This window comes from Luteimonas padinae, from assembly GCF_014652935.1.
Taxonomy (GTDB): Bacteria; Pseudomonadota; Gammaproteobacteria; order Xanthomonadales; family Xanthomonadaceae; genus Luteimonas; species Luteimonas padinae.
On the sequence record NZ_BMZT01000003.1, the window covers coordinates 288,291 to 304,976 of the forward strand.

Consider the following 16,686-nt stretch of genomic DNA (forward strand, 5'->3'; position numbering starts at 1 on the left):
GGACTGTCCTGCGGGTCGGGGAAGACCAGCATCTCCGCGCTGCCAGCGGCCAGCGATGCCTCGAGCACCTGCAGCACCCGATCGCAGGCGCGCCGCGCCGCATCCACCACGTCCAGGCCGGCCAGCCGGTGCGCGGCCAGGGTGGCGCTGAACAGGTCGCCGGTGCCTTTGGGTGTCGTCGCCAGGCGGCGGTGGTCGATGGTCTGCACCGCGTCGGGCGTGACCACGGCGACCTGCATGCCGCCTTCGGGCCAGCCCGCGGGCGCGGCGCTGGTCGCCACCACCCACTGCGTACGGCCGCCCATCAGGGCGCGTGCGGCCGCGATGACCTGGTCGAGATCGTCCACCGGAAGGCCGGTGAGCAGGCCGACCTCGAAGGCGTTGGGCACCAGCCCGTCGGCCAGCGGCAACAGGTGCCGCCGGTAGGCGTCGACCATGCCCGGGTCGACGTAGACACCGACGTCCTCGTCGCCGATCACCGGGTCGATCAGCACCCGGATGCCCGGATCCGCCCGCAGCAGATCTTCCAGCCATGAGGCCAGGATCTCCGCCTGCCGCGGGCCGCCCAGATAGCCGACCACCACTGCGCGCAGCCGGCGCAGGCAGTCGCGCGCGACCAGGTCATCCAGGTAGCCGCGGAACCACTCGACCGGAATGGCGCCGCCGTGCACGGTGGGGTGGTGCGGCGTGTTGCTCAGCACCACGGTCGGCACCGCCGCCACGCGCAGCCCCAGCGATTGGAGCGTAGGCACGGCGATGGTGTTGCCGACCTGGCCGTAGACGACCTGCGACTGGATGGACACCACGTCCACCTGCATCGGCTGCAGTGCGCCGCTTCCGTGGCCGGGTCCGCCGGTGTTCGCATGGTTGCTGTGCATCCGGTGATTCTAGGCCGTGGCTGCCGCCTGGCGCTTGATGCGGATCAGGCGCGCTGGCGGATGACGGATGACGGACCGCGGTGTCCGGTGGCCGGCCCGTGCGCCATCCCGACTAGAATGCGCGGCATGCAGAAGCACGCCGACACCACCGCGCCCGGCACCGACGAGGCCTGGATGCGCCACGCGCTCGCCCTGGCCGATCGCGCTGAGCGCGACTTCGACGAGATTCCGGTGGGCACGGTGGTGGTGGACGCGACCGGCCAGGTGGTGGGCGAAGGCTGGAACCGCAACATCGGCGAACACGACCCCAGCGCCCACGCCGAGATCGTGGCCATGCGCGAAGCGGGCAGGGCGCTGGGCAACCACCGCCTGATCGGCTGCACGCTGTACGTCACGCTCGAACCCTGCGCGATGTGTGCGATGGCGATGGTGCACGCGCGCGTGGCGCGCGTGGTCTACGGTGCGAGCGATCCCAAGACCGGCGCCGCCGGCAGCGTCTTCGACCTGCTGACCGATCCGCGCCACAACCACCGGGTGGACGTGACGGGCGGCGTGCTGGGCGGAGAAGCGGGACAGCGCCTGCGCAACTATTTCCGCGCCAAGCGCGGCCTGCCGCCGGCCTGAGCCGCGGTACCATGCCCGTTTCAACTGGCGGACAGGAAGGAGCGAGGGTGGGCAACGAAGAACGGCTGGTGTGGATCGACCTGGAGATGACCGGTCTCGACACCGACAACGACACCATCCTCGAGATCGCCACCGTGGTCACCGACGCCGAGCTCAACGTGTTGGCCGAAGGCCCTGAACTGGCCATCGCCCAGCCGCTGGCGCTGCTGGAGGCCATGGACGAATGGAACCGCAACCAGCACGGCCGCTCCGGCCTCTGGCGCCGGGTGCTGGAGGAGGGCGTGCCGATGGCCGAGGCCGAAGCCCGTACCCTGGAATTCCTGGAACAGTGGGTGCCCGCCGGCAAATCGCCGATGTGCGGCAACTCCATCTGCCAGGACCGTCGGTTCCTGCACCGTCGCATGCCGGCGCTGGAGCGCTGGTTCCACTACCGCAACCTCGACGTCAGCACCCTGAAGGAACTCGCCCGCCGTTGGGCGCCGGAACTCTACGCCGGCCTCCGCAAGCAGGCGGCGCACACCGCGCTGAGCGACGTCCACGACTCCATCGCCGAACTTCGCCACTACCGTGCGGGGATGGGGGCGTTCGCTCCGCATTGGTGAGTGATTTTTTGCCACGGATGACGCGGATAGCGCGGATTTACGCGGATAAAGCAAAGGCGGGCCAAGAAGCTTTTTCAGCCACGGATTTGCGCGGATTACGCGGATCTGGCTGAGGAAGGATTGAAGTTCAGGGCCTGTACGGACTGCTTGGCAAAAGCCATCCAGGAAAAATGCTTGTGCAGCGCGCGGTGCCGGCACTGGCCTCGGCCAGACCCGCGTAATCCGCGCAAATCCGTGGCAAAAAAAGAGAAAGCCGGGCACGAAGCCCGGCCTTCAAGTTGCGGTGGGTCGCAGCTGTAGCTGCTCCTGCACGGCTCAGGCGTTGGCCTTCGACTTGGCGAGCTTGAGCCAGGTGTCGACGACGGTGTCCGGGTTGAGCGACACGGACTCGATGCCCTGCTGCATCAGCCACTCGGCGAGGTCGGGGTGGTCGCTCGGGCCCTGGCCGCAGATGCCGATGTACTTGCCCTTGGCCTTCGCGGTCTGGATCGCCATCGACAGCAGCTTCTTCACTGCAGCGTCGCGCTCGTCGAAGAGATGCGCGACCACGGCGGAGTCGCGGTCGAGGCCCAGGGTCAGCTGGGTCAGGTCGTTGGAGCCGATCGAGAAGCCGTCGAACATCTCCAGGAACTCGTCGGCCAGCAGCGCGTTGGAAGGGACCTCGCACATCATGATGACCTTGAGGCCGTTGACGCCGCGGCGCAGGCCGTTGGCGGCCAGCACCTCGAGCACGCGGCGGCCCTCGTCGAGCGTGCGCACGAACGGGATCATCACCCAGAGGTTGTCCAGGCCCATGGTCTCGCGGACCTTCAGCACCGCGCGGCATTCGAGCGCGAACGCCTGGGCGAACGCCGGGTCGACGTAGCGGCTGGCGCCACGGAAGCCGATCATCGGGTTCTCTTCCTCCGGCTCGTAGCGGTGGCCGCCGATGAGGTTGGCGTATTCGTTGGACTTGAAGTCCGACATGCGCACGATCACCGGGTTCGGTGCGACGGACGCGGTCAGGGTGGCGATGCCTTCGGCCAGTCGGTCGACGTAGAAGCTCACCGGGTCGGCGTAGCCGGCGGTGCGCTCGTCGATCTTCTTCTTCGTCTCGGCGTCCTGCTTGTCGTACTCGAGCAGCGCGTTGGGATGCACGCCGATGTGGGCGGCGATGATCATCTCCAGGCGCGCCAGGCCAATGCCGGCGTTGGGCAGCTGGCCGAAGTCGAACGCGCGCTCGGGGTTGGCGACGTTCATCATGATCTTCAGCGGCGCTTCGGGCATCGAGGTGAGATCCGTGGTGATCCGCTCGAAGGGCAGGGTGCCGCTGTAGATGAAGCCGGTGTCGCCCTCGGCGCAGCTGACCGTGACCTCCTTGCCGTCCTCGATCGCGTCCAGCGCGTTTCCGGTGCCGACCACGGCCGGCACGCCCAGTTCGCGGGCGATGATCGCGGCGTGGCAGGTGCGGCCGCCGCGGTTGGTGACGATGGCCGCGGCGCGCTTCATCACCGGCTCCCAGTCGGGGTCGGTCATGTCGGCGACCAGCACGTCGCCCGGCTGCACGCGGTTCATGTCGTCGAGCGAGCGCACCACGCGGGCCACGCCGCTGCCGATCTTCTGGCCGATGGCGCGGCCCTCGCAGACCACGTCGCCGCGGCTGCCGAGCATGAAGCGCTCGATCTGGGTGGCCTTGGCGCGCGACTTCACCGTTTCCGGGCGGGCCTGGACGATGAAGAGCTTGCCAGTGATGCCGTCCTTCGCCCACTCGATGTCCATCGGGCGCTGGTAGTGCTGCTCGATGGTCAGCGCCTGGCGGGCGAGCTCGTGCACGTCGGCGTCGCTGATCGAGAACTTGCCGCGCAGCTCGGCCGGCGTGTCCTCGTTGCGCACGCGCTCGCCGGGCGCGTCGGAATAGACCATGCGGATCTGCTTGGCGCCGAGCGAGCGGCGCAGGATCGCCGGGCGGTCCTGGCGCAGGGTCGGCTTGTAGACGTAGAACTCGTCCGGGTTCACGGCGCCCTGCACGACGTTCTCGCCCAGGCCGTAGCTGGAGGTGATGAACACCACGTCGCGGAAGCCGGACTCGGTGTCGAGGGTGAACAGCACGCCCGAGGCGCCGCAGTCCGAACGCACCATCAGCTGCACGCCGGCCGACAGGAACACGTCCTCGTGCTTGAAGCCGTGGTGCACGCGGTAGGCGATGGCGCGGTCGTTGTAGAGGCTGGCGAAGACTTCCTTCACCTTCACCACCACGTCGTCGGCGCCGGTGACGTTCAGGAAGGTCTCCTGCTGGCCCGCGAACGAGGCGTCGGGCAGGTCCTCGGCGGTGGCCGAGGAGCGCACGGCCACGGCCACGTCGCCACCGCCGTTGTCGGTGCAGAGCTTGGCGTAGGCGGTGCGAATGTCGGCTTCCAGCGCCGGCTGCAGCGGGGCGTCGATCACCCAGCCGCGAATCTCGGCGCCGGCCTTGTTGAGCGCGGGCACGTCCTCGACGTCGAGCGTGGCCAGGCGGTCGAAGATGCGCTGGTGCAGGTCGTTGTGGGCGACGAAATCCTTGAACGCATCGGCGGTGGTGGCGAAGCCGCCGGGCACGGAAACACCGAGCCGGGCCAGGTTGCCGATCATCTCGCCAAGCGAGGAATTCTTGCCGCCGACCTGGGCGAGGTCGGTGAGGCGAAGGTCGTCAAGCCACAGGATGTTGGCGCTCAAGGCGGGCTCCGGAGGGTTCTGCGGTGGTTCGGTGGATACACGTCCGGGCCTGCGGCGCCGGGCGGCGGGAACGGCTATTTTAGCAAGCCATCCCGCCGCGGGGCCCGCGGCCACGCAGGAAAAACCACCCATGACGAGCCCGCGCCCGGTCTTCTACGTCTCCGACGGCACCGGAATCACCGCCGAAACGGTCGGCCACAGCCTCCTCACCCAGTTCCGCGACAGCGCCTTCGCCACCGAGCGGATCCCCTTCGTGGACAGCGTCGAGCGCGCCCACGAGATCGCCGGCCGCATCCGCGAGGCCGGGGAGGCCAGCGGCCTGCGCCCGGTGGTGGTGAATTCCTGCGTCAACAGCGAGCTGACCACCGCGATCCGGGCCAGCGGGGCGCTGGTGCTGGACGTTTTCGAGCCCTTCATGAGCCAGCTCGAATCCGAGCTGGGCGAAATGCGCCAGCCGCGCGTGGGCCAGGCCCACGGCATGGTCGACTTCGACGCCTACCACAAGCGCATCAACGCCATGAACTACGCCCTGACCCACGACGACGGCATGTCGATCAACTACGACGACGCCGACGTGATCCTGGTGGCGGTGTCGCGCGCGGGCAAGACGCCGACCTGCGTGTACTTGGCGCTGCACCACGGCATCGCCGCGGCCAACTACCCGCTGACCGAGGAGGACCTCGAGCACGACCGCCTGCCGCCGCGCCTGCGCGCGCATCGCGCCAAGCTGTTCGGACTCACCATCGACCCGGTGCGCCTGCAGCAGATCCGCCAGGAGCGGCGCCCGAACTCGCCCTATGCCGAGCTCGAGACCTGCAAGCGCGAGGTGGCCGCGGCCGAGACCCTGTTCCGCGCCGAGCGCATCCCGGTGCTGAGCACCACGCACACCTCGATCGAGGAGATCTCCAGCAAGGTGATGAGCACGCTGGGCATCCGTCGGGGCATGTTCTGAGCGTGTAGCATCGGGGCATGTCCCAGCTCCTAGCCCGGCGCGCGAAACTCCCCGGCCTCAGCCGCCTCGGCTGGCTGATGGCGCTGTACGCGGAGAACCACGCGCGCCTGGTGCGCCTGTTCGAGCCCGGCGATCTTGCGCCCGGGGTCTATGTCTCCAGCGTCGGCGACGGGCTCGACCTGCGCCTGGACGTCATCGAGCGCCATGCCTACACCAGCGAACTGCGGCTGGCCTACGTGGCGCTGCCGGACCCGGTGACCGGCGAGCCCGACCCTTCGGCCTACCTGCGCTTCTATCGCGACGCGCGCCAGGTCGAGGCCACGCACTGCTACGTGGGCCGTCGCTGGCAGGACGCGATCGGCCTGTTCCCGCCGCCGGCGGCGCTCATCGGCCACCGCATGCGGATGAACACCTTCCTCGGCAAATGGCTGCAGTACCTGGCCGAGCGCGGCCATGGCGTGGCCACGCTGCGGCGTGAGCCTTCATGTCCCGGGCCGGCGCCGGTGCTATCGTCGGCCGACAGGTCCCTCGACAGCCAAAGGTGAACCCATGACGACGAAGCTCGACAAGCCCCTGAAGCGCGAAGTGCAGATCGGCGACAAGGCCTACACCCTCACCATCGACCCGGCCGGCCTGAAGCTGGTGGAGAAGGGGCACCGCAAGGGCGTCGAGGTCGACTGGAGCGAAATCGCGGCGCGAGACGGCAGCAGCGGCTGAGCACGCGGTCCGGCCAGCGGACGCACAAAAGAAGAAGCCCGCCTGACGGCGGGCTTCTTCCTGTATGGCGTCCCCACGGGGATTCGAACCCCGGTGTCCACCGTGAAAGGGTGGTGTCCTAGGCCTCTAGACGATGGGGACTTGGATCTGTCCGGTCACTTTCGAACGGCCTGGTTCGAAGAGTGGTGGAGCCAGGCGGGATCGAACCGCCGACCTCCTGCATGCCATGCAGGCGCTCTCCCAGCTGAGCTATGGCCCCACGTGTTGGGAGCCGCAAATTGTAGGCACGCTTTCCGGGGCCGTCAACACATTGCGACAAAGAAATTTCGATGCCGCGCGCGGCGCGCGATACTCGGCGGCTTGACCGTCCAACTGGAGCATCGAATGTCCCATACCCCGACCCCGCGTACCGCGCTCGTCACCGGCGGCACCAGCGGCATCGGCGAAGCCATCGCGATCGCGCTGCACGACGCCGGCCATCGTGTCGTCGCGACCTGCTTCGATGGCGTCGAAGACCCGGCCACCTGGCGCGACGCGCAGGCCGCGCTGGGACGCGACTTCCGCGTCGAACCCGTGGACGTGGCCGATTACGACAGCTGCCAGGCGATGGCCGCGCGGCTGCAGGCCGATGGGATCGGCATCGACATCCTGGTCAATGACGCCGGCATCACCCGCGACGCGACGTTCCGCAAGATGGACAAGGCCAAGTGGGACGCGGTGCTGCGCACCGACCTGGACTCGATGTTCAACGTCACCAAGCCCTTCGCCGACGGCATGGCCGACCGCGGTTGGGGCCGCATCGTCAACATCTCGTCGGTGAACGGCACCAAGGGCCAGTTCGGGCAGTCCAACTACTCGGCGGCCAAAGCCGGCGTGCAGGGCTTCACCAAGGCGCTGGCGCAGGAGCTGGCGCGCAAGGGCGTGACCGTCAACAGCGTCTCGCCCGGCTACGTCGGCACTTCGCTGGTGATGGCGATGAAGCCGGAGATCGTGGAGTCGATCGTGGGCCAGGTGCCGATGGGGCGCCTGGGCAGGCCGGAGGAGATCGCCGCGGTGGTCGCGTTCCTCTGCAGCGAAGGTGCGGCCTACGTGACCGGCGCCGACATCGCGGTCAACGGCGGCCAGCACATGGGTTGAACACGACGCGGGTGCGGGGCGTCGCGCACCGCACCCGCTGCAGGTTCACTCGCCGTGGCGGGCGTACTCGGTGGTGCTGCCGTCGCGGTGGACGAGTTCGACCGCGTAGGGGTGGACGGTGCCGTCGGGCATCTCCATCCCGGGCGAACCCGCGGGCATGCCCGGCACGGTGAGGCCGCGCGCGTCCGGCCGCTCCGCGAGCAGGCGCTTCACGTCCTCGGCCGGCACGTGGCCTTCGATGAAATAGCCGTCGATCTCCGCGGTGTGGCAGGAGCCCTTGGCGTAGGGCACGCCGGCCGCCTGCTTGATCGGGCCCATGTCCTCGTGGTCGTGCACCTCGACGGAGAAACCCGCCTCGCGCATGTGGTCCACCCAGAGTACGCAGCAGCCGCAACTCGGATGCTTGTGCACGACCATCAGCGCGTCGGCGGCCTCGGTCGCCGGGGCGGGACTGTGGGCGGGGGCACTGGCCAGGGGCGCCGCGGAAGCCGCGGCGGGTTGCGCCGGCGCCGCGGCCGGCGGGGGAGGGGTGCTGCCGGCGCTGCAGGCGGCCAGCGCGGTGGCCGCGCCCAGCAGCAGCGTCATCATCGGTTTGCCATGCTTGAAGTTGGACATTATTTAATCACTCCAATTGGTTGATTCAGAACCAGATCCTGAGGCCGGCAACCAGCCGGGTCTCGCGCGTCGGCGCGTCCCCGGCGCGGCGCAGGCGGGCCGTGTCACCGAAGGCCCGTTCGTGGGTGACGCCGAGATACGGGGCGAAGTGGCGGTTCACTTCGTAGCGCAGGCGCAGCCCCGCCTCGGCCGATGACAGCCCGGTGCCGACGCCGCGCGCAAGGTCTTCCTTGCCATGCAGGGTCGCTTCGAGCACCGGCTGCAGGATCAGGCGGTTGGTCAGCAGCAGCTCGTATTCGGCTTCGACGGCGAGTGCGGAATGGCCCGACTCGCCGAGATAGCCGGTCACCGCGACCTCGAACAGGTACGGCGCCAGCCCCTGCACGCCGACGGCGGCCCAGGTCTGCGAGTCACCGGGCGCGAAGTCGTGGCGCAGGCCGGCGACCACGTCCCACCAGGGCGACACGCTGCGCCCGTAGAGCAGCTCCAGGTCGGCCGCGTAGGTGTCGCCGGCGCCGCGTTCGCCTTCCGAGCGCAGCCACAGCCGGTCGGTGTCGGTGCCGATCCAGCCCTGCGCCTCCCAGGCCTGGCCGCTGCCCTGGTCCTCGTCCCAGGCCTCCAGGCGATTGAACAGCAGGTAGCGGTTGACCGTGGGCGCGTGCTCCATGTGGCGGGTGAGTGCCGGGAAGGCGGCGGCGCGATCGGCATCGGTGAGGGTCGGGACCGGGAGCAGGGGAGCATCGCCGTGCGTGTTGGCGTGGCTGGCGGGATGTCCGCTCGCCGCATGGGCCATCTTCGAATGGTCCATCTTCGAATGGTCCATCGCGGCATGGTCCGGGCTGCGCGGATGCTCGCCGTGTCCGGCATGGCCAGCGTGGTCGTGCGCGGCGTTTGGGGCACGCCCGTGATGGTCCTGCGCCACGGTCTGACCCGCGAATCCAAGCGCCGCAGCCATTGTCACGGCAGCAGCGACGCGCGTTGCGCAGGCGCGGTTGGCAGAGGTGCGCGTCATGCCCGCTCCTCCACGCGCACTTCGCGCATCATCCCGGCTTCCATGTGATACAGCAGGTGGCAGTGGAAGGCCCACCGGCCCAGCGCATCGGCGCGAACGCGGAACGCGCGCTTCGTGCCGGGCGGCATGTCGACGGTGTGCTTGCGCAGGTGGAAGCCGCCGCGTTCGTCCTCGACGTCGCTCCACATGCCGTGCAGGTGGATCGGGTGCGACATCATCGTGTCGTTCACCAGCACCACGCGCAGGCGTTCGCCGTAGACCATGCGCAGCGGCGCGGCATCCATGAACTTCTCGCCGTTGAACGACCAGGCGAACTTCTCCATGTGGCCGGTCAGGTGCAGCTCGACCTCGCGCCCCGGGTCACGACCGTCGGGATCGGCGAACAGGCTGCGCATCGCACCGTAGGTCAGGACCGTGCGGCCGTTGCCGCGCAGGCCCACGCCGGGATCGTCCAGCTTCGGCGACACCGACATGGCCTGCATGTCGATCAGCGGATGGCCATCCTCGCTCGCCGGATGCGCCTGCATGGCGCCGCTGCCGTGGTCCATGCCGGCTGCACCGGCGGCGTGGCCCGCATGTGCCGAGTGGTCCATGCCCGCATGGCCCGCATGGCCCGCATGCGCGGAATGGTCCACGGCCGCCGGGGCAGCCGGCGCGCCGTGGCCCATCGCCGCGTGGCCGCCGTGGTCCATCCCGCCGTGGCCCATGTCGTCCATGGTCAGCAGCGGCCGCGGATCCAGCGCCGGCACCGGCGGCGCCAGCCCGTGGCGCACCGCCAGCGTGCCGCGCGCATAGCCGGTGCGGCCGCTGTCCTGGGCGAAGATCGCGTACGCGTCCTGGCCGGACGGCTCCACCAGCACGTCGAAGGTCTCCGCCGCGGCGATCCGGAACTCGTCCACCGTGACCGGGTGGATGTACTGGCCGTCGGCCGCGACCACGGTCAGCTTCAGGCCCGGGATGCGCACGTCGAAATACGTCATCGCCGAGCCGTTGATGAAGCGCAGCAGGACCTTCTCGCCCGGCCGGAACAGCCCGGTCCAGTTGCCCGCGGGCGCGGTGCCGTTGAGCAGGTAGGTGTAGGTGTGGCCGTTGATGTCGGAGATGTCGCTGGGCGTCATCCGCATCCGGTCCCACATCGCACGCTCGTGCCACGCCGCCGCGAAGCCGCGCGCGCGCGCGTCACGGACGAAGTCGCCCACCGTCGGACGGTAGTAGTTGTCGTAGCCGGCGTCCTTCTTCATGCGCCGGAACAGCGCGACCGGATCCATGTCCGTCCAGTCCGACAGCAGCACCACGTGCTCGCGGTCGTGGTGCCAGGGCGGTGGTTCGAGCGGGTCGATCACCAGCGCGCCGTACAGGCCCGCCTGCTCCTGGAACATCGAGTGGCCGTGGTACCAGTAGGTGCCCGACTGGCGCACGTCGAAGCGGTAGGTCCAGGTGTCGCCCGGCGCGATGCCGTCGAAGCTGAGCCCGGGCACGCCGTCCATGTTCGCGGGCAGCAGCAGCCCGTGCCAGTGGATCGAGCTCCAGGCGTCGCGCAGGCGGTTGGCCACGCGCAGGGTGACGGTGTCGCCCTCGCGGAAGCGGAGGATCGGCGCCGGCAGGCTGCCGTTGACCGTGGTCGCCAGGCGCGCACGTCCGGTGAAGTCCACCGCCGAGCGGCCGATGGCGAGGTCGAAGGTCGAACCCGACAGCACCGGCACGGCCGCCGGGGCGGCGTGGCCGGCGCCAGGCCTGAGGCCGAGCGCCGCGGCAATGCCGCCGCCGGCCAGGCCCTGCACGAAGCGGCGGCGGCCATGGGCGGGCGTATCGCCCGGGGAATGGGGATGGTTCATTGAAACTCCTGTTCACCCGTCGCCGCCGCGGCATGCGCGGCCCGACGTCCGATGGAAGGGCCGACCCGCATGGGGCTGCCACGGAAAGCGCCCTTGGGGCGCCGGCAGGTCAGGCGATGGGAGGCCGGATCGGGGTGCGCACGGGCGGCGAGGGAAGGCCCCGGGTGAACGGATGCAGCGGGCTGCCCGCGTTCACCTGCACGCCGATCGCGAAGCACCGGGCGAGCGCTGCGCACGCATGCGTACAGGCCTGCAGGCACCGCGCGTCGTGGCTGCAGTCGTCCTCGCCGGACGAGGGGCAGGGGTGGCCGTCCGCGGGAGCGGGGCATTCAGGTACGACGGGGTGGTCCGCCGGGCTTCCACCGCAATGCGACGCGGCGGTGGCGACCTCCACGGAAGCCGCCGCCACGTGCCCGATGGCCCCGCTGCCGGCCACGCCGGCGACCGCGCCACCGATCGAATTCACGACCAGGGCAACGGCCAGCAGGATCCGGAGGAGGAGGGCGGACGGGCGCATGACGGGCAAGTCTAGCGCGTGGCGCCCCCACCCGGGCTATCCAGGATCAACGGACGCTCAGGCATCCCCGTCGGGCGGTGGCGCCCCGCCGGCCACCGGCAGCCGCCATCCCCGGCGCAGGGCCAGGAGGCGCAGCGCGAAGCAGGCCAGGCCGCCCGCCACCGCCGTGGCCACCACCGGCAGCCCGAGCAGGTGGCCGCCGACCACGATGCCGGCCCCGACCAGCGCCGCCACGGCGTAGAGATCGGCGCGCAGCACCACCGGCACGTCGGCCAGCAGGACGTCGCGCGCCATGCCGCCGCCGATGCCGGTGAGCATGCCCATCAGCGCGGCCATCAGCGGACTGAGCCCGAATGCCAGCGCCTTCTCGGTGCCGGCGACCGCGAAGAAGGCCAGGCCGACCGCATCCAGCAGCCGGACCGGGTTGCGCAGCCGTTCCACCAGCGGCGACCAGAAGAACGTCACCACGCCCGCGGCGATCGCGACCGCGAGGTAGCGCCAGTCCTCGATGGCCGCCGGCGGCGTGGCCCCGATCAGCACGTCGCGGCTGATGCCGCCGAAGGTCGATGCCGCGAACGACACCACCAGCACCCCGAAAATGTCCAGGTGCCGGCGCACTGCGGCCGTCGCGCCGCTGACCGCGAACGCGAAGGTGCCGCACAGGTCCAGCACCAGGACCAGGGTGCGCTGCAGTTCGAGGGTGGCCTGCGGCTCGGGACTCATGGCCTTCGGGCGTGCGCCCCGGTTGCGCCCGTCAGTCAGCCGCCGGCCGACGCCGCATCGCCCGCCAGCGACGCGTTGTCGATCACGAAGCGGTACTTCACGTCGCCCTTGAGCATGCGCTCGTAGGCGGCGTTGATCTCGTCCATGCGGATCATCTCGATGTCGGCCACGATCCCGTGCTCGGCGCAGAAGTCGAGCATCTCCTGGGTTTCCGGGATGCCGCCGATCAGCGAACCGGCCAGCGAGCGCCGCTTCGCGATCAGGCTGAACACGTTCGGCGACGGATGTGGCGTGGCCGGAGCACCGACCAGGGTCATCGTACCGTCGCGCTTGAGCAGCGCCAGGAAGGCGTCGAGATCGTGCGGCGCGGCCACGGTGTTGAGGATGAAGTCGAAGCTCTTGCGGTGCGCGGCCATCTCGCCGGCGTTGCGCGACACCACCACTTCATCCGCGCCCAGCACCAGTGCCGCCTCACGCTTGGACTCCGAGGTGGTGAACGCCACCACGTGCGCGCCCAGCGCGTGCGCCAGCTTGATGCCCATGTGGCCCAGCCCGCCGATGCCGACCACGCCGACCTTCTTGCCGGGCCCCACCTGCCAATGGCGCAGCGGCGACCAGGTGGTGATGCCCGCGCACAGCAGCGGCGCGACGGCCGCAAGCTGGTCCTCGCCGTGGCGGATGCGCAGCACGTAGCGCTCGTGCACCACGATCTGCTGCGAATAGCCTCCCAGGGTGTGGCCGGGCGCGTCCGGCGTGGGCGAGTTGTAGGTGCCGACCATGCCGTCGCAGTAGTTCTCCAGCCCGTCGGCGCACTCGTCGCAGCCGCGGCAGCTGTCGACGATGCAGCCGATGCCGACCAGGTCGCCGGGCTTGAACGCGGACACATCCGGGCCGACGGCCGAGACCCGGCCGACGATCTCGTGGCCCGGCACGCAGGGGAACCGGGTGCCGGCCCATTCGGCGCGGACCTGGTGCAGGTCGGAGTGGCAGACGCCGCAGAAGGCGATGTCGATCCGCACGTCGTGCGCGCCGGTGGCGCGGCGGGTGATGTCGATGGGTTCCAGCGGCTTGTCGCCGGCATGGGCGCCGTAGGCCTTGATCGTCATGGGAGTCTCCTCGGGTGCGTGGGGTGCGCGTGAAGCAGGATGCGCCAGCAGCGCGGCGGCGACCAGTATGACGGTGCCTGCCGGGATGGTGGCGGAGGCGCTGCGGCGGTGATCGTTCCCGCGCCCGGCGGACGTCACTCCGCGCCTGGCGCCCCCGGCTCCACTTCGCCATAGCGGTTCAGGCCCGAGCCGCCGTTGGAGCCGGCGTCATACACATGGCCGTAGACGAGGCTGCCGTCGGCGCGCCGCACCGGCCGGCCGCGGACCCACTGGCCGTCGATGTCGTCCACCTGCAGCGTGGCCGGCCCCCATTCGCCGTCGTCACCGGTGGCGGCGTGGAACAGGCTGCCGGAGTCGGCGTCGACGAACAGCACCTGCGCGCGGCCGTCGAGTGCGATCGCGTCGGCCGCGGTCTGGTCGGAGTCCACCGCGCCCTGGATGACCACGCGGTCGGTCACCACGCGCGGCCCGCCCAGCGGCGCGCCGCCGACCGAGCGGCGCTCGCGCAGCGCTCCGTTGGCCAGCCGGTAGATGACCATCAGCGTGTCGGTGGCGGGCAGGTACACCAGCGGCAGGATGGAGCCGACGTCGGTTTCGGCGCGGCCGAGCCCGTCGGCCACGTGCTGGCGCGGGCCGGGGAGGCCGTCATGGCCGATGGTCCGGTACCAGGCGTTGCCGCGGCGGTCGGTATAGGCCAGGTGCACCGCGCCGTCCTTGCCGGTGGCCAGCATCGGCCCGGACAGCAGCGCATCGCTGTCCGGGTCGATGACCGTGGCGTCGCTCCAGCGGCCGCCCGCGTCGCGGATCCGGAGCTCGATGTGCGTGGGCGTGCCGTAGACGCCGAGCAGGCTGCCGTCGGGTCGTGCGGCGAGCGCCGCCACCTGGATCGGCGGCTCCTCCGGCGCGGCCAGCTGCTCGTCGCGGACGGCCCAGGTGTCGGGTGCGGTCGGATGGTCGGAGGTGCGGAACGCATGGTGGAAGACCGCCTCCGAGGTCTGGTGGAGCATGTGCACCGTGTCGCCGGCAAGCGTGGCCGCGAAGCCTTCGAGGTCGCCGGTGGCCGGGCGGTGGCCGCCATCGACCTCGCGCCAGCTGCGGCCGCCGTCGCTGGACTTCACCACCATCAGCATGTTGCTGGTCTCGGCCGGCTCCATCAGGAAGTACAGGTCGCCGTTGCGCGCCTGCCAGGGACCGATGGGGCCGGGGGTTTCGACGAAGGTGCCGCCCAGCAGCCCGTCGGGCACGGTGACGGTGAGCGTCGGCACGACCGCGCTGCTGCAGGTGCCGAACGCTTCGGCGGCACGTAGCTCGTAGGTATCGCCGGTGTCATTGGTGTGCGCGTGGTCTGAGAAGCGGCGGACCACCAGCGGCCATTCCCACTCGCCGTGGGCGCTGCCGCCGGTCCAGGACGGCGTCGCGGCTTCCGCCACGATCCCGGCGCCGGCATGGAAGGGCGCCCGGGAACCCGGCAGCAGGTCCAGCGTGGCCTCGCCCGGGGTGTACTCCCCGTTGGCCACCACGCTGATCGGCGGCGTGACCAGCGGGTAGGGGAAGTCGGCGGCCTGCAGATCGGTCCACGCGCCGCCGTTGTGGCGGTACTGCAGCCAGAACCTGCGCGGCTGCCCGGCCGGGCCTTCGGCCTCCAGCTCGAGGCGCAGGCGGAATGGCTGGTCGGCGTTGACGGCCAGCGCCTCGTTGGTGGCGCCGGCCCAGTCGGTGGTGTCGTTGAGCGGCGACTCGAAGTCCGAGCGCATGCGGAACGCGGTCAGCGTGCAGCTCGGGGCTGAGCTGCCGGTCGCGACGCCTGGTGCCGGCTGCGCCATCGCAGGCGGGGCTGCCATGAGCATGGCGGTGGTGATCGCGGCTGCGACCGGGGCGACTCGGGGTGTGCGTGGCATCGATGCGACCTGCTGGGCTAGGGCAACGCTCGATCATATGACGCCAATATTTCAACTCTCCGAAGCCGCCACCCTCGTGCCGCCAGCGACCATTTGGCTTCGCGGCCGGGGAGGCTCAAACTCGACGGCCCACCCCACGCTGGTTTACTGCGTCCCGGCATGTCGTTGTCCTGCCCCTGCAATGCCTCCACTCCCTATGCCTCGTGCTGCCAGCCGCTGCACGAAGGCCAGGCCGTGGCCGGCAGCGCCGAAGCGCTGATGCGCTCGCGCTACAGCGCCTACGCGCTCGGCCTGCGCGACTACCTGCTGGTGAGCTGGCACCCCGACACCCGCCCCGACACGCTGGACCTGGATGACACCCCGGGCCTGCGCTGGCTGGGGCTGGACGTGAAGCGCCATGAGGACGGCGGCGACGGCAGCGCCGTGGTGGAGTTCGTCGCCCGGCACAGGATCGGCGGCGGCAAGGCGAATCGCCTGCACGAGGTCAGCCGCTTCGCGCGCGTCGACGGGCGCTGGCTCTACGTGGACGGGGAGTTCAAGTGAAGCCGTGGCAGGCGCTGGTGCGCGACGTTCCCGACTTTCCCCGGCGCGGGATCCTGTTCAAGGACATTACCCCGGTGCTGGCCGATGCCGACGGCTTCGCGGCCGCGGTCGCGGCCATGGTCGAACCCTGGCGCGGGGCCGCGCTGGACGCGGTGGTCGGCATCGAATCGCGCGGCTTCATCCTGGGTGCGGCCCTGGCGCAGGCGCTCGGCACCGGCTTCGTCCCCGTGCGCAAGCCGGGCCGCCTGCCGGCCGACACCCTGTCGCAGGACTACGCGCTTGAATAGGGCACCGACCGGCTGGAAGTGCACGTGGACGCCTTGCCCACAGGCGCCCGCGTGCTGCTGGTGGACGACGTGCTCGCGACCGGCGGCACCCTGCTGGCGGCGCGCTCGCTGATGCGGCGGCAGGGCGCGGAAGTGGTGGGAGCGGCGGTGCTGTTCGAGATGCTGGCGCTGGGCGTGCGCGCGCACTGGGACGAGGCGGTGCCGCTGCTGGCGGCCGCGGCGTATTGACGGGGCGATCAGCGCGCCTGGTCGAGCCTGTCCTGTGCCTCCTCGGCTACCTCTGGCGTGATCAGGCCCTGGGCTTCTGCGCTGTCGACGACATCGTGGGCTCTCCAGTGCGCTAGAAATTTCGATGTATAGGTGTGAGTGCGCTGGATGTACACCAAGAGTGTTCAAGCGGTGCACCAAAGAGTGCTGTGCCCAATGATGCGGGCGATCCAGCGTGCCAGCCCTGCCGTCCACGCCCTTCGGAACTTCGCATAATGCACATTATGTCAGAATGGCAAGCCACCCAGCTGCGCGGACTCACGCCATCGCACCGTCATTCCC

Annotated in this window: 15 protein-coding genes, 2 tRNA genes and 2 pseudogenes; 8 read left to right on the forward strand and 11 right to left on the reverse strand. The window is 70.2% G+C overall.

Features of this window, described 5'->3' with window-relative positions; all coding sequences use genetic code 11:
- Positions 1–26: 26 nt before the first annotated feature.
- Positions 27–878: pseudogene (pdxK, locus tag IE168_RS04830) on the reverse strand (pyridoxine/pyridoxal/pyridoxamine kinase); the annotation flags it as partial.
- A 126-nt stretch (positions 879–1,004) separates the two neighbouring features.
- Here pdxK and tadA point away from each other — a divergent pair.
- Both tadA and orn read left to right on the forward strand, forming a co-directional pair.
- Positions 1,005–1,502 (forward strand): tRNA adenosine(34) deaminase TadA, encoded by a 498-nt coding sequence (gene tadA, locus IE168_RS04835; protein WP_229823107.1) that lies wholly within the window; start codon positions 1,005–1,007, stop codon positions 1,500–1,502.
- An 11-nt stretch (positions 1,503–1,513) separates the two neighbouring features.
- The gene (gene orn / locus IE168_RS04840; protein WP_189495762.1) at positions 1,514–2,104 is read left to right on the forward strand and encodes an oligoribonuclease; all 591 of its coding nucleotides are present in this window, start codon (positions 1,514–1,516) and stop codon (positions 2,102–2,104) included.
- Positions 2,105–2,419: 315 nt separating this feature from the next.
- Here orn and ppsA read toward each other — a convergent pair whose 3' ends face one another.
- Entirely contained in the window at positions 2,420–4,795 is a 2,376-nt protein-coding gene (ppsA, locus tag IE168_RS04845; protein WP_189495764.1) for a phosphoenolpyruvate synthase, read from the reverse strand.
- Positions 4,796–4,925: 130 nt separating this feature from the next.
- On the opposite strand from ppsA, the gene ppsR reads away from it, so the two are divergent.
- From ppsR to IE168_RS04860, 3 genes are read left to right on the forward strand one after another with little or no spacing between them, the layout of a single operon-like run.
- Entirely contained in the window at positions 4,926–5,747 is an 822-nt protein-coding gene (gene ppsR, locus IE168_RS04850) for a posphoenolpyruvate synthetase regulatory kinase/phosphorylase PpsR (protein ID WP_189495766.1), read from the forward strand.
- A gap of 17 nt (positions 5,748–5,764) precedes the next feature.
- Complete coding sequence (locus tag IE168_RS04855; protein WP_189495768.1) at positions 5,765–6,292, forward strand: DUF1249 domain-containing protein; 528 nt, start codon at positions 5,765–5,767, stop codon at positions 6,290–6,292.
- Between the two features lie 4 nt (positions 6,293–6,296).
- Positions 6,297–6,464 (forward strand): hypothetical protein, encoded by a 168-nt coding sequence (locus IE168_RS04860; protein ID WP_189495770.1) that lies wholly within the window; start codon positions 6,297–6,299, stop codon positions 6,462–6,464.
- 65 nt (positions 6,465–6,529) lie between these two features.
- On the opposite strand, the gene IE168_RS04865 is transcribed toward IE168_RS04860, so the two are convergent.
- Positions 6,530–6,605 (reverse strand) — tRNA-Glu (locus tag IE168_RS04865).
- Between the two features lie 42 nt (positions 6,606–6,647).
- Positions 6,648–6,723 (reverse strand) — tRNA-Ala (locus IE168_RS04870).
- Positions 6,724–6,848: 125 nt separating this feature from the next.
- On the opposite strand from IE168_RS04870, the gene phbB reads away from it, so the two are divergent.
- Positions 6,849–7,601: an acetoacetyl-CoA reductase gene (phbB, locus tag IE168_RS04875; protein ID WP_189495772.1), complete on the forward strand. Its 753-nt coding sequence runs from the start codon at positions 6,849–6,851 to the stop codon at positions 7,599–7,601.
- A 45-nt stretch (positions 7,602–7,646) separates the two neighbouring features.
- Here the strand turns inward: phbB and IE168_RS04880 are convergent, their stop codons facing one another.
- From IE168_RS04880 to IE168_RS04910, 7 genes are all read right to left on the reverse strand, one after another.
- On the reverse strand, positions 7,647–8,216 hold the full coding sequence (locus IE168_RS04880; protein WP_229823108.1) for a DUF411 domain-containing protein: 570 nt from the start codon (positions 8,214–8,216) through the stop codon (positions 7,647–7,649).
- 25 nt (positions 8,217–8,241) lie between these two features.
- Positions 8,242–9,039 carry a copper resistance protein B gene (locus tag IE168_RS04885; protein ID WP_308430337.1) on the reverse strand — a complete coding sequence of 266 codons (798 nt, stop codon included), beginning with the start codon at positions 9,037–9,039 and terminating at the stop codon, positions 8,242–8,244.
- A gap of 185 nt (positions 9,040–9,224) precedes the next feature.
- Positions 9,225–11,063 carry a copper resistance system multicopper oxidase gene (locus tag IE168_RS04890; protein ID WP_189495776.1) on the reverse strand — a complete coding sequence of 613 codons (1,839 nt, stop codon included), beginning with the start codon at positions 11,061–11,063 and terminating at the stop codon, positions 9,225–9,227.
- A gap of 109 nt (positions 11,064–11,172) precedes the next feature.
- A complete protein-coding gene (locus tag IE168_RS04895) occupies positions 11,173–11,580 on the reverse strand; it encodes a CopL family metal-binding regulatory protein (RefSeq protein WP_189495778.1) in 408 nt (135 codons plus the stop codon).
- 57 nt (positions 11,581–11,637) lie between these two features.
- Entirely contained in the window at positions 11,638–12,303 is a 666-nt protein-coding gene (locus tag IE168_RS04900) for a trimeric intracellular cation channel family protein (protein ID WP_189495780.1), read from the reverse strand.
- A gap of 35 nt (positions 12,304–12,338) precedes the next feature.
- Positions 12,339–13,409: an NAD(P)-dependent alcohol dehydrogenase gene (locus IE168_RS04905; protein ID WP_189495782.1), complete on the reverse strand. Its 1,071-nt coding sequence runs from the start codon at positions 13,407–13,409 to the stop codon at positions 12,339–12,341.
- 134 nt (positions 13,410–13,543) lie between these two features.
- Positions 13,544–15,250 carry a sialidase family protein gene (locus IE168_RS04910; protein ID WP_229823112.1) on the reverse strand — a complete coding sequence of 569 codons (1,707 nt, stop codon included), beginning with the start codon at positions 15,248–15,250 and terminating at the stop codon, positions 13,544–13,546.
- Between the two features lie 216 nt (positions 15,251–15,466).
- Here IE168_RS04910 and IE168_RS04915 point away from each other — a divergent pair, with 216 nt between their 5' ends.
- Positions 15,467–15,850, forward strand: coding sequence for a YchJ family protein (locus tag IE168_RS04915; protein WP_189495786.1), 384 nt, complete (start codon positions 15,467–15,469; stop codon positions 15,848–15,850).
- Positions 15,820–16,365, forward strand: a pseudogene (locus tag IE168_RS04920) (adenine phosphoribosyltransferase). The gene IE168_RS04915 and the pseudogene IE168_RS04920 overlap by 31 nt, the downstream one beginning before the upstream one ends.
- Positions 16,366–16,686 lie beyond the last annotated feature (321 nt).

Bases quoted from the DNA above. Each gene is read 5' to 3' on its own strand.
- IE168_RS04860 (WP_189495770.1), top strand. From the start codon at position 6,297: ATGACGACGAAGCTCGACAAGCCCCTGAAGCGCGAAGTGCAGATCGGC.
- tadA (WP_229823107.1), top strand. From the start codon at position 1,005: ATGCAGAAGCACGCCGACACCACCGCGCCCGGCACCGACGAGGCCTGG.
- ppsR (WP_189495766.1), top strand. From the start codon at position 4,926: ATGACGAGCCCGCGCCCGGTCTTCTACGTCTCCGACGGCACCGGAATC.
- IE168_RS04900 (WP_189495780.1), bottom strand. From the start codon at position 12,303: ATGAGTCCCGAGCCGCAGGCCACCCTCGAACTGCAGCGCACCCTGGTC.
- IE168_RS04855 (WP_189495768.1), top strand. From the start codon at position 5,765: ATGTCCCAGCTCCTAGCCCGGCGCGCGAAACTCCCCGGCCTCAGCCGC.
- IE168_RS04895 (WP_189495778.1), bottom strand. From the start codon at position 11,580: ATGCGCCCGTCCGCCCTCCTCCTCCGGATCCTGCTGGCCGTTGCCCTG.
- IE168_RS04880 (WP_229823108.1), bottom strand. From the start codon at position 8,216: ATGTCCAACTTCAAGCATGGCAAACCGATGATGACGCTGCTGCTGGGC.
- phbB (WP_189495772.1), top strand. From the start codon at position 6,849: ATGTCCCATACCCCGACCCCGCGTACCGCGCTCGTCACCGGCGGCACC.
- IE168_RS04885 (WP_308430337.1), bottom strand. From the start codon at position 9,039: ATGGACCATTCGAAGATGGACCATTCGAAGATGGCCCATGCGGCGAGC.
- IE168_RS04905 (WP_189495782.1), bottom strand. From the start codon at position 13,409: ATGACGATCAAGGCCTACGGCGCCCATGCCGGCGACAAGCCGCTGGAA.
- IE168_RS04910 (WP_229823112.1), bottom strand. From the start codon at position 15,250: ATGGCAGCCCCGCCTGCGATGGCGCAGCCGGCACCAGGCGTCGCGACC.
- IE168_RS04890 (WP_189495776.1), bottom strand. From the start codon at position 11,063: ATGAACCATCCCCATTCCCCGGGCGATACGCCCGCCCATGGCCGCCGC.
- IE168_RS04915 (WP_189495786.1), top strand. From the start codon at position 15,467: ATGTCGTTGTCCTGCCCCTGCAATGCCTCCACTCCCTATGCCTCGTGC.
- orn (WP_189495762.1), top strand. From the start codon at position 1,514: ATGCCCGTTTCAACTGGCGGACAGGAAGGAGCGAGGGTGGGCAACGAA.